Source organism: Stieleria sp., assembly GCF_041595215.1.
Lineage (GTDB): Bacteria > Planctomycetota > Planctomycetia > Pirellulales > Pirellulaceae > Stieleria > Stieleria magnilauensis.
The window spans coordinates 1-12370 of sequence record NZ_JBFHKV010000119.1 but is presented as its reverse complement, the minus strand read 5'-3'; the positions used below and the strand labels follow the sequence as shown (position 1 = coordinate 12370).

The following is a 12370-nucleotide window of genomic DNA, read 5'->3' as shown; positions in this document are numbered from 1 at the left end:
GTAATCGGTCGCGTCCTGACTGGCTTTCAGATCGATCGAGCATCCTCGCGACGAATCGACCGATTTGCTGGACAGTTTGTCATGCCCCACAGCCGGACGACCTTCCGTCCCGTCGCCGCGATCGGGGCAACAGCAGCAACGCTGCTCTTGTTGGGCAACGTCACAGCATCCACCCCCCCCGCACGTCGGCTCTTGCTCGCAAACATCTCCCGAACAGGTTCCCATCAGCGCCAACGCCGATACCGGCTGCATCGTCGTCATGACGACCAGGCAAACGGTGAGGGCAGTGCGGGTTATACGGCGGTGCATGGGGGACGGGAGTAGCAAAGAAGCGTGATTGATGCCAAGTCATTGTCACCGCATGCCGAACAAAGTTCAAGGCGATTCTTTCGTCACGACTGGCACGATAGGGACAAAACGCATGATCACAACGCAACAACGCAGACGGGGCTCCAAGTTGAAATCGGCCCATCCCCTGCTGCTGGCCAGCCTGATCGCGGTCACAGGTTGTCGCGGCGGGCTGACCAAGTTCGAGCGATTCGATGACACCTTTGACAGTCATCCACCGATCCAAACACAGCCGCCCGAATCGCAGCGGTTCGCCGGCCACCCCAGCGACGAATCCGAGGTGGCGCCCGCGGACGTCCATCTGGTGGCATTCCAAGACGGTGAAGAGCCGGCCGACCTGACCGCCCCGGCCGACCAGCAGGACATTGTGACGCTCGATTCGTTGATTGCCACCGCATTGGCCACACACCCGTCGATCGCCGCCGCCCGTCAAAAGGTGGCCGCGGCTCAACATCGCGTTCCCCAAGCGACCGCGTTGGAAGACCCAATGCTCGGCAACACGTTCTGGCCGATTCACGACCAAGCCTTGCAAACCGCTGGCGGCCGTGTCGGACATCAATTCGCGCTGACGCAAAAACTGCCCTGGCCGGCCAAGTTGAGTGCGCGCGGCGCGGTCGCGATTCGCGAAATCCAAATCGCAAATGCCGAGATCGCACAGACCGAACTGGAAATCACCGAAGCGGTTCGATTGGCCTATTACGAATTGTGGTTGGCCAGTGAACTGATCCGAATTGTGGATGAAAACACCGAGCGCGTCGAAGATTTGATCGCCGTCTCCGAAGCCCGTTATCGAACCGGCGGCAGCCAGCAAGATGTCTTGCGTGCGGAAATCGAAGGAGACCGCTTGGAAGATCAACGGATCGCACTGCGTCGCCAACAGGAACAAGCCCGTGCCGACCTGGGAGCGTTGGTTCGTCAGCCGTTGCACTACATGCCCACAACCGTTGATCAGCTCAACCTGGACGAGGCCAAACCAGAACTGGATCTACTGGTCGCCCAAGCCGAACAACGCAATCCGATGTTGCAGGGGCTGGCAGCGGAGATTGCCCGTGACCGCGCGAAAGAATCGCTGGCGTGTCTGCAGCAATATCCCGACTTTCAACTCGGTCTGGGCTATTCCATCATCAACGACAACCACGACGTGTTAAGCCGTGTTGCCAATGGCCACGACAACATCAACTTCACCGTCGGCGTGACACTTCCGATCTGGCGAGACAAGATCAACGCGGGGATTCGCGAAGCGGCCCACCAGCGCAGCAGCACCGCACTTCGTTTGGATGCCGAGCGTGATCGCGTTCGTGGCACACTGCGCCGTCAGGTCGCTGCCGCCGACGCTGCAATCGAGCAATTGGAACTTTTCCGCGATCGCCTGATCCCACGCACCGAGCAAACACTGCAGATCGCGACGGCCGACTACCAAGGCAAGAAAGCTGACTTTACAGACCTGATCGCCACCTATCGCGAATTGCTTTCCTTGCAAGTCCAAGTCGCCCGCGCCCAAGCCAATCTGGCCAGCACGCTGGCGCAGATCGAACGCATCGCAGGCGAGTGATCTTTGTCACCCTGCGATTCGGGTAGGCGGTAGTGGACGAGGCGACGAGTCCTTGCCAGTACCGTAGGTCAGGCTGTGTCTGACGGCGGCATGGCATGCACAGCATGCCCTACGCGACTTGGCATGCACAGCATGCCCTACACGATTACCGCAGCGTCACTACGAGGCTGGACGACTGCGTCCCTGCTCGATCAGGTCATCAAGCTGCTTCTTCAGTCGCTCGGCGACGTCCGGGTGCTGTTCGATCACGTTGGACGTTTCGGCGGGATCGTCGTCCAAATTGAACAATTGAAACGGCGGCACGCTGGTGTTGGCCAACTGGGTCTCGACCACCACGTTGCGAGCCGTTTTTTTACCATAGCGATGCAGTTTCCATTGGCCGGCCCGCATGCCGTAGGTGCCGGCGGCGCCGTTGTCCTGTTGAACCAGATGGTCGCGGCCTTGCGCTCCGTCTTTTCCGAGCAGCGCGTCGATGACGTTAAAACTGTCCAAGAAAAAATCGTTCGGCAGCGACTGTTCGGTCAGCGCCGCCAGACTTGCCGCCAAGTCGATCGTGCAAACGACTTCATCGCTGACACCGGGTTTGATGCGACCTTTCCAACGCGTGATAAACGGCGTTCGCGTCCCGCCTTCATAGACGCTGTATTTGCCACCTGAATACTGACCGGCGGCGCGGTGATCACCGATCTTTTCGATCGCACCGTCCTTGTAGCCGTCGTCCAGCACCGGGCCGTTGTCGCTGCAGAACACGACCAACGTGTTTTCGGCCAGATTCAATCGGTCCAACGTCTTCATGACTTCGCCGACGCACCAGTCGAGTTCGATGATCGCATCGCCGCGGAACCCGAGTGATGTTTTGCCTTGAAATCGCTCGTGCGGCATCCGTGGTACGTGAATGTCGTGTGACGAGAAGAACAGAAAGAACGGTTCGTCCTGATGTTGCTCGATGAATTCAACCGACTTTTCCACCCACTTGTCGGCCAGGTCTTCGTCGCGGAAACGGGCGGCGTGTCCGCCGGTGTAGAAACCGATTCGGCTGATGCCATTGTGGATCGTCGAGTTGTGCCCGTGCGACCAATCCATTTTCAGCGTGTCGCGATGCGTCAGCCCGGTGGGATGATCGGGACTAGGTTTTGTGCGTCCCACCCACAACGGGTCGGCGGGATCCAGATTGGGAACCCGATGATCGTGGACATACACCTGCGGCACACGATCGTTGGTCGTCGGCAACAGGAAACAGGTGTCAAAGCCGATTTCCAGCGGCCCCGGTTTTAACTGGCCATTCCAATCCGGCCCGTCTTCTCCACCGAGTCCGAGGTGCCATTTGCCGATCACCGCCGTGGCGTAGCCGGCGCGTTGCAACAGCGACGCAACCGTGTCGGTTCCCGGTTTGATGATCGCCGGTGCGTTGGGCGGTGCAATGCCCGTACGTTCACCGCGAAACGCATAGGTGCCGGTCAATAACGAATAGCGTGTCGGCGTGCACGTCGACGCGGAGCAGTAGCCACTGGTAAACCGCAGTCCTTCGGCACTCAACCGGTCAATGTTCGGTGTCGTCAACGATGTCGCGCCATAACACGAAACATCACCGTAGCCGAGATCGTCCGCCATGATCACGATCACATTGGGTTTTTCGGCGACCGCCGGCTGGATGAATCCGGTGGGGATGGCAACGACCATCAGCATCGTCAACAGCGGCAACAACTTGATTCGCATTGTGGTACTCGTGGGAGGATGAGTCATGGATGAGCTTCCATTTCGCGGAAGTCCTTCGCTGGGGACTTCACTGGCCATCAGTAACCGGCGTCTTGTTCGGCCTGATGAAACCGCCGCCCCCAATGGGGCCGGAGGCGTGACCATCTTGGAGGATGTAACAGTGTACCCAATCATCACGCCGGCTGTCGGGGACGGTGCAAATTCCGCATGTGAAAAACCGGCGACATAACCTCAGCGCTTGTCTGCGTCACTCGTTGCGGTCCGTTGGTCCACGGCACGATCTTGGCAATGCGCCAAAAAACCACGTGAAACGCTGTAACAGTTGTCCCCGCCAATCCGTGTCTAGAGGAACCGGCGAAGGATCGCCGGCCGTGATCTGTTGAAGCGCCACCCATAGGACCCCTCATTTGATGTTGCCGAGCCACACTCTCGTCACTGCATTGCTGGACCGCCTGTACCTGCCGCTTTGGACTGCCAGAGAAATGCAATTGGATGCCGATGCGGGCCTGGACGTGCCAGCTGGACTGGTTTGCATGTATGTCATCACCCGCGGCAGCGCATGGCTCAAGCTGCCTGACGATGATCAACCTCCGACACGCTTGACCGATGGAGACCATGTCATATTGACCCGCAGTCAGCCCCATCAGGTCGTCGCACAACCGACGAGTTCCAGTCGCCCCATCGCGGATTGGCTGGCACGACCGTATGAGAAAGACAGCGTCCCTGAAAACGACGCCGCGCGCGTGAGCCTGCTTCACGGAGAATTTCAACCACAGCAACTACATTTCAACCCGTTGGAAATTGGGTTGCCAGAAGTCATCCATCTAAACCATCATCAGCACGAACAGCTCCGCTCGTGCCTACCCCTGCTGAAGATCATCGGTTCCGAGGAGAACTCTCGTGAGCTTGGATGGGAATTGACGGTGCGACGACTGGCGCAGCTCGTGTTCTTGAAAACGTTGGGGGTCGCGTTGACCCTAGAGTCGACGCATCTGACCGATCCCGCACGACTCTCGGCGATCGTCGATCCGACTGTCGGTCCGGTGTTGAACGCGATCACCGCGCGGCCGGGAGATCCCTGGACCGTGCCGTCGATGGCAAAAAGTGTTCACGTCTCCAAAAGCAATTTCTTGGAACGTTTCCGAACCCTTGTTGGTAAACCACCACTGCAGTACCTGACCGAAATACGCATGCAAAAAGCGTGTGGTCTGCTTCGAGAAAGTGTTCTCGAAATCAGCAACATCGCAGCGTTGGTCGGCTATGAATCAGCATCCTCTTTCAGCAACGCATTCAAACGACACTGCGGATGCACTCCGGCGCACTACCGAAAATCAGGTTGTGTCGGTTCGAGGGCGCCCCCCGAACCGACGGTCTGCTGAGAGATCGTGGTCTATTGATTCAGCTGTGCATCGACGGTTTCGCCGGATGCGCGGGTACCGAGTGCGCCCCAAAGTCCGTAAGGGCTTGGAGCACCGGGAATCGACGGCGAAACGCTACTGGTGCTTTGATAGCTCACATAAATCGTCTGAGCGTGTGGGTTGCCCGCTTCGATCGAATCGGTGATGAAGATCACGGCACCATCGCCCATCAAGGCATGCGCACCGCCTTGGTGACGACTGCTGGGCGGAATGATACCCGGCGAATTGATTCCGTTGCGCAGACAGATCTCACGGTTGGGCGGCGTGATCGTCGTGACCTGCGACCAAAACGGGTAGCCCATCGCCCACTTAAACCCCCGTCCGTTCTCAGCCCCGGTGATCAAATCCGGCGCGGCGGGATCCCAGAACCGTGGTCGATCCGGATTCACAAACTGTTGACAGTAACTGGGATCGTCATAGACGTTGATCACGTTCTGAGCCTTTGCGGTGGTGATGACCTGCCGATCGCCAAGATCGGTCGCGATCTCCGCCGCCGCAATCGTATTGGACAAACCATCCAGCACGTCGCGAAACTTCATGTCTTTACGTGGAACGAAAAATCCACGCATCGATTCGCGGGCGCGTTGGGCGCGGCCGTTACTGATGACAAACTTGCGCTTCGTGGCATCGAAATTCAACAACCCGACATTGGATTGATGAATCGAATCGCCCGATGAAGCGGCGTAGTTGGTGCGCCCCTGAGCCGGAAAACCGACACCCGGATCGGACGGACAACGCAGCGTCGGAATCTCCGTCAGCCACGGCGCGTACATCGCCGTGTTGTGATTCCCCAGCCCCATGTTGGGGACCGGCCCCATCGAATTGTAAACGTCATTGGTCGTCGTCGGATCGCCGTCGGCATCGAGCGGATTTCGAATCTGGTCCCAGAGCGATTGCTGCTCCATGAACGACGTCAACCCGACAAAGATGCTCAACTGCATCGCGTTGTTGCTGGTTGCCGGAACCGCGTTGCTGGTGTTCGTTGCCGAATCCGTGCCACCCATCAACATCGGAAGCTGTTTATAAGCCGAATGGTAATTGTGAAGTGCTAAACCGATTTGCTTGAAATTATTGCTGCAACTCATTCGTCGTGCCGCTTCACGAGCCGCTTGGACCGCCGGCAGCAGCAACCCCACCATGATGCCAATGATGGCAATCACGACCAAGAGTTCGACGAGTGTGAATCCAGATTGCTTTCGTGTCATTTGTTCACTTCCATAAGAGAATAGAGGGTTGGGGCAGTCGCTCATTCCGCTTCAATTTCTGGCGGCTCGGCGTTCGCGATCTCGGGGTTGTCGGCCAAGAAGTCACTCAGCTCACCGGCAGTGGGTGCCCCCTCCGGTTTACCGCAACCACTGACAAAAGAAAGACAGACGAGCAAGGTCAGAAGACCGCCCCATGCTTGGATAAACTTCACGCGATTTCGCCTCGATCGAAGGAGCTATTTGGGACCAGTCCATTAAAGGACCGAAACCCAAAAAAGTTCTTCGAGAGTTTGTCCAGATCGCTGTCGAAATTGTCCACCGGATCGGAAAGAGTCCGATCGGTCGAATGCCGTAAGGCAATGAAGAAGTGTCGCTATCGCGGTTCAATCAACTCCGGTCGGCACGTCCCTGGCGGCTCAGCCACTGAGACTTTCCGATGCCGTGCATCTTGCCGGATTCATCTTCCTTGGCCGTCACGCCCAACACGATGTCAAAGTTCACGGCCAGTTCGCCGAGTTTTGAGTCTTGAAGCGGTGCGAAGTCGGCCAACACGGTTTCGCGAGACTTGGGATCGATCCCTTGGAACAGTCGATCACGGGCGTTGCCAGGATGTCCTTTCACGTACAACTGCGTGGTCAGAATCCGCTTTCCTCCCTGGCTGATCCCGAAATGGATGTGCGGGGTTCGCCCCGGATAGGGGACAGGCTTGATTGTACGGAAGTAGTAGTGGCCCTTGGAATCCGTCAGGAACCGGCCATACCCTTGAAAGTTCGTGTCTTGGTTTTCCCGATTCGTCTTGTCACCGGTGTGGATGTACACCGCGTTATGGTCGACCTGCCAGATTTCGACGAACGCGTTGCGGACCGGATTGCCTTTGCTATCCAAAACGCGACCGCTCAGGTGTGTGATTTCACCAACGGCCGGGGTGATCGAATCGTTGATCACCAGCAGATCGTTGTCGGTATCAAGCGGCATCTTGTTGGGATAAAACGGGCCTTCGGTTTGAGGCGGCGTCTCGATCAGCTCCGCGAACAAACCTGGCGTGGTCAGCGCCGTGGCTCCCAACGCCATACCGCCTTGAAGAATTCCACGCCGCCGCCACATCGCTGCACTTTCATTCATGACCATTCCCTTCTTCTGCGCAAGTTGGATCCCACAGGATTTCGATTCGAATAAAGACGCCTGCAATGAAACGTCCCTGACCGCGCCAAGTTCCGCCGAAAGTCAGACTTTCGGCAATGGCTTGATTATACAGGACACCCGTCGGTCCCGCGTCGTTCCGCGAAGACCATCGGCGAACTCTGTGGTGAATCGGCCGTGTCGAATCGCACGGGGCGACGCCGCTTCGAATCGTTACTGCGGATCAGGCAACTCACAGATATTCCGCAGCAGTCGCAGCATCGCGGCGATGCTGGTTTTCTCAGCCGTTTCCGATGCGGTGTGATACGACGTGGTGGGCAGTTGCAACGTCGTTCCGCGGACCACGCCATCGGTTGCGGCGATGATGCGTCCCAATTCCGTGCGGCCGATCGAGAGTGGCTTTTCACGCTCCAAGTTCAACAGTTCGACGTAGCGATCTTTGAAGCGATGACGAATCTTCAACCGATCGCAGATCGCGACCAGTTTATCGGTCAGTGGTTCGTCGAAGGTCGCCATCGAGTCTCGATTGCGGAGCACGACGTCCTGCTTGGCGACTTCGTCCAGAGTTGGGAAGGGACTGGTGTCCAACACAATCAGTCGATCGGTGCGAAGATCATGTCGTTGAAACCACTCCACGGCAAACCGCCAACTGCGTCCGGCTTCTTCACCGGCGGTGAACAACGCCGTCCCCTTGAACCCCGAGCGGATCAACTCGATTAGCATCGCGACGGAAACCACATTGTCCAGCTGTGCCGAGACAAAGTTTTGATCGACACGCAATCGATCGAGAAACGAAACGGGAAAGCCGGGTTGCAAAAATTCCAATCCGTCGAGTTCAAAGATCAAGTTGCGTCGTCGCGGGCAAACGTAAGAACGCGTGATCTGACCTTGGCCGCAATAGGTTCCGGCGTAGGGCGTGTGAGCCTGGACACGCTGGCCATCAAAACGCCCGGCGATCAACTCCATGAACTGTTCCGATACTGAGTCGCCCGTCAATTCACCGCGGTTGCCCGCGATGAACGCGGCGTACTGAAACTCATTCGGCCCGGTGCATAGCAGTCCGTGTCGGTCGATGTGCGCCGACAAATAGACGCTGTCCGGCTCGCAGCCTTGGGCCACCAACAGCCCGTGATAGCGATCCACCTTGACCGGATACTCTTCAAGTTCCCGGCGCAGAACACGAAAAAACGCATCTTCCACGCCGACGACCGACGGTTCTCTGACCAAGGCCCGAAGCAGATGCAGGAATTCGTCGATGTTGGCAGAGGTCTCTTTCACCGAAGGTCCCTAGTCGATGGCCTGTGTTAATCCGCACTAAAATGGTTGACCGGCCAATGATAGAGACCACGTCGATGGTAGCGGAAGGGCGCGAGCGCAATACCGTTCAATCGAGAAGCGAAAGATAAACACCATGGCTCCCCTCTCCCCCAAACAAGCCTCTACTCGTCGCAATGTTTTCGTTTACTAAAATCAGTTGGCGCGCATGATCAATCCGAATCGACCAAGAGGCTTGTTCGGAGGAGAGGGGAGCCATTTTTGGGTAAGTCGCTTACCGATTTAGCGGTATTGGGCGTGAGCCTCCCCGGCCACCGGACGCCTCGCGCCGTCTAGATCGAACCGCTTGCGTTGTCCGGGCTTCCGTCTTCTTCGCCGGTCTGATCCGGCAAACTGGCCAGCACCGGGGTGTCCAACGACGCAGAACCGGGTCGGACGGCAACGGTTCGCACTCCCATTTCGTCCGAATCCACAATCAGCCGCGGCACCCGCAACAGCAGCCCCAACGCTATTAAACGCCCGAGCGATGAGAGCCCGAACAACACCAGATAACCATGGAAACTCAGGTCAAAATGGAACAGCACTGCGCCGCCCAGCAGCGCCCCAATCACCCACGCGGTCGTATTGAGCAGGTTGTAAATCGTCAGCACACTGGTGCGTTCTTCGACCGCAATCGATTCAAAAAACAACAGGAAAAAAGCGAGTTCATAGGCGGCCCAAAACATGCCGCTGGCCGCTTGAGCAAACACCAGCCAAGCGTAGTTTTGCGAGACGACCCAACAGGCGCTGATCGGCACAATGCCGATGCTGCCGATCCAAAGCAGATTCTTGGCACCGGTCCGGCTGGCCACTCGCCCCCAAATCGACAAGGAAACGACTTTCGCCAAGAACGCGATCGAAAACAGCCCCGTCAACTCTCCGTAGGAAAACTCAAGCTTGTTCAACATGAACGGCGTAAAAAACGGCCCTGACATTTGCACCGCGGCCTGAATGGCAAACAAATAGACCAGCAACTTTCCGCCGCTGCTCTCACGCAAATGATGAAAGACACGTTTCCAGGGGATCGCGCGCATTCCTGGTGGCAAGGGAACCGGCTCGCTCTGTTTGAGCAGCATCCAGGCCGAGACCAGCCGGCATCCCCCCGCAACGCCAAACAAGACGGTGAACGCGACCAGCCGTAAATCCAGTGCCGTGAACCATTGCAGCAACACACCGCCGATCAGGAACCCGGCGAACACGCATCCCTGGGAGACTCGGGTGCGATTGGCAAAATAACGCGCCCGGATCGGCCGGGGGACAATCGTACCGATCCAGGTGTTCCAAGCCGGCCCGGTCGCCAATCCGGTTCCCCAATAGACCGACACCACCAGGATCAACGTCACTGAATCAATCGTCCCGATCCACGCGGCGATGACCAGTGGCAAGAACGTCAACGCTTGAAGAAACGCGCAAATGACGACCCAGCGTTTGTGCGACTGCAGAACACGGATCGCCGCGGGGGACGTCAACTGCATCAGCCCCCCGGCGATCAACGGCAAACTGCTGACCATTCCTGCGGCCATTTCGCCCAAGCCGATCGCCAACGCGAACGCGGCAATGTAGGTCTCGCCGAACCCCACCATGCCGCCAAATGCCGCACCGTCAATCATGCTGGCACTCAGGTCACCGCGCAGGCGGCGCCTTTCGAGAGTTCCGTTCTCTGGCAGCGCTGTCAAACCATTCTCCGCGGTAGTCGTGCGTTCCGAACGTATCGTGGGGTGGGGCGTTGGTCGTTCGTTGTGCGACGTTATAGAGATCGTTTCCAGATCATCAACCCAGGTCCAATAAACAGATGATGTCGTTGGACAAACCGCGAACGGCGCATCGGGTGGGCCGCGGTGGGCTCTGGATCAACATGGCCATTCGTAACGTACGACGACGTCTCCCGGTTTTTCCGCTATTGATCGCGGCCAGCCTGGTCGTGGGATGGTTGATTCCGTCGTTCTATGATTGGACCGGTTCCGACCAAAGTCGGCCTTCGCCACTGATCGGACAATTCGCCATCGGGATGCTCGTTTCGGTATCGATTCTTTCATTGGCGCTTCCCTGGATGCCATCGCCATCGCTGCAGCACGCCAACGATCCGGCGGCACCCATGCGATTCACGATTCGAACCGTACTGATCGCCACCGCCGTCGTCGCCATGCTGTTGGCGGCCGTCGCGAAGTTTCCGTTGGTCACCAGCGGCGGCATCTACGCCATCGTCTGGTGCCGCGTCGTTTGGTCGATGATGAAATGTCGGCAATCGCGTTTGCCGACCGCGGCGATCTTGGCGTGTTTGTACTTGCCGTTCGTGTGGATTGCGTCCTGGAATGGGCTGTCCGGAATCCTGGAGGCCCTGCTGGGGATCGCATTGGGCTTACCCGCGTTCTTCATCACCCTGTTCGCCGGACGGTTGAGCGGACAGTACATCCAGGAACTCACGTGGCTGTTAATGCTTTTCACCGCAATCGAGTTGGCAATCGGGCTCTGGGTCGTTCGACTCGGTCCCAAAGTCACGGTCGCCTACTGTCTGTGGGTGCTCGTGATTTCCATCTTCGGATCGTTTGTGCTCAATGCATTGGTGCGGATGTAGTGCTCCGTCAGCGATTCGAATGAGGGTGCCGCGGAAAAGGGGTGCCAGCCTACGGGCCCCCCTGTGCGGCGATTGTAACCGAAACCGTCGATGCATCTTGACCGCAGCGCGGCTGCGATGAGAATCGATTATCCTGTCGCTGATCCACCGCGGTTGTCACCGTCGCAGCCGCCCATTTTCCATTCACCAGCCGTTCGAGAACCGAAGTGTCGCGAAACTTGATTGAACAAACGCTCGTCCAGGGGACCCTCGTCTGCCTGTTTGCCGTCAGCGGATTTGCCGACGGCGGCAGCATTGATCCCTCCCAAGAAGCTTGGTACGCCAAATACAAGAGCCAGCAGAACGCCCCCAAACCGGAAGAAATGCTGCTGAACACCGACCCAGAGCCGGATTTGACCGAAGGCTTTCGCGATCTGTTCAACGGCAACGATCTGACAGGATGGTCACCCAAAGGCGGGACTTGCAAATTCGAAGCCAAAGACGGCGTCCTGGTGGGAACCGTCGTGCCCGGATCGCCGAGCACGTACTTGAGCACCGACAAGACCGATTTCAAAGACTTTGTTTTCACCTGCGAGATGAAATGGGAAGTCGACGGCAACTCGGGCGTCATGTTCCGGGCCCAGACCAAACCCGGAAAAAACGGTGAGACGGTGTTCGGCCCACAAGCCGAGATGGAAGGGATCAGCGGAGACCGATTCTGGAACGGCGGCATCTACGGCCAAAGTTGCGGCGGTTACTTCTATCCCGTCTGGTTGACCGAACACAAGGAAGCCCGCGCCGCCCTGGATCGCGAAGGCTGGAACCGGTTGACGATCTCCGCCAAAGGCAACGTGATCAAAACGTGGGTCAACGGAGTCCCGGTCGCGCACTGGGTCGACGACGGAACCTACGCACAGGGTTTCTTTGGTTTGCAGATCCACAAGGGCGCCAAAGGCATCGTGCACTGGAAAGGCATTCGCGTCAAAGAGCTGTAATCGGCAACATCGATTGCAGTTTATCTGCCACACGTATTCCGCCGCACCTTGGTTTTCGGGTAGGCGGTAGTGGACGAGGCGACGAGTCCTTGCCAATATGCCGACTACAGAGGACTCGTCGCCTCGTC

General features: G+C 57.8%; 10 protein-coding genes. 4 read left to right on the top strand and 6 right to left on the bottom strand.

Features of this window, described 5'->3' with window-relative positions; genetic code table 11:
* Positions 1-421 precede the first annotated feature (421 nt).
* Entirely contained in the window at positions 422-1900 is a 1479-nt protein-coding gene (locus ABX749_RS07055) for a TolC family protein (protein ID WP_372895348.1), read from the top strand.
* Between the two features lie 159 nt (positions 1901-2059).
* Here the strand turns inward: ABX749_RS07055 and ABX749_RS07050 are convergent, their stop codons facing one another.
* Positions 2060-3643, bottom strand: coding sequence for an arylsulfatase (locus tag ABX749_RS07050; RefSeq protein WP_372895347.1), 1584 nt, complete (start codon positions 3641-3643; stop codon positions 2060-2062).
* Positions 3644-4026: 383 nt separating this feature from the next.
* Here ABX749_RS07050 and ABX749_RS07045 point away from each other — a divergent pair, with 383 nt between their 5' ends.
* Positions 4027-4995, top strand: coding sequence for an AraC family transcriptional regulator (locus ABX749_RS07045; protein ID WP_372895346.1), 969 nt, complete (start codon positions 4027-4029; stop codon positions 4993-4995).
* A gap of 11 nt (positions 4996-5006) precedes the next feature.
* Here the strand turns inward: ABX749_RS07045 and ABX749_RS07040 are convergent, their stop codons facing one another.
* From ABX749_RS07040 to ABX749_RS07020, 5 genes are all read right to left on the bottom strand, one after another.
* Positions 5007-6239 (bottom strand): DUF1559 domain-containing protein, encoded by a 1233-nt coding sequence (locus ABX749_RS07040; protein WP_372895345.1) that lies wholly within the window; start codon positions 6237-6239, stop codon positions 5007-5009.
* Between the two features lie 41 nt (positions 6240-6280).
* Positions 6281-6451 (bottom strand): hypothetical protein, encoded by a 171-nt coding sequence (locus ABX749_RS07035; RefSeq protein ID WP_372895344.1) that lies wholly within the window; start codon positions 6449-6451, stop codon positions 6281-6283.
* Positions 6452-6626: 175 nt separating this feature from the next.
* Positions 6627-7361 carry an intradiol ring-cleavage dioxygenase gene (locus tag ABX749_RS07030; RefSeq protein ID WP_372895343.1) on the bottom strand — a complete coding sequence of 245 codons (735 nt, stop codon included), beginning with the start codon at positions 7359-7361 and terminating at the stop codon, positions 6627-6629.
* 231 nt (positions 7362-7592) lie between these two features.
* Positions 7593-8657 carry a peptidase M42 gene (locus ABX749_RS07025; RefSeq protein ID WP_145208079.1) on the bottom strand — a complete coding sequence of 355 codons (1065 nt, stop codon included), beginning with the start codon at positions 8655-8657 and terminating at the stop codon, positions 7593-7595.
* A gap of 329 nt (positions 8658-8986) precedes the next feature.
* A complete protein-coding gene (locus tag ABX749_RS07020) occupies positions 8987-10303 on the bottom strand; it encodes an MFS transporter (RefSeq protein WP_372895342.1) in 1317 nt (438 codons plus the stop codon).
* A gap of 245 nt (positions 10304-10548) precedes the next feature.
* Between ABX749_RS07020 and ABX749_RS07015 the strand changes: the two genes are divergently transcribed.
* Both ABX749_RS07015 and ABX749_RS07010 read left to right on the top strand, forming a co-directional pair.
* Positions 10549-11268: a hypothetical protein gene (locus ABX749_RS07015; protein WP_372895341.1), complete on the top strand. Its 720-nt coding sequence runs from the start codon at positions 10549-10551 to the stop codon at positions 11266-11268.
* Positions 11269-11474: 206 nt separating this feature from the next.
* On the top strand, positions 11475-12242 hold the full coding sequence (locus tag ABX749_RS07010) for a DUF1080 domain-containing protein (RefSeq protein ID WP_372895340.1): 768 nt from the start codon (positions 11475-11477) through the stop codon (positions 12240-12242).
* Positions 12243-12370: the final 128 nt, after the last annotated feature.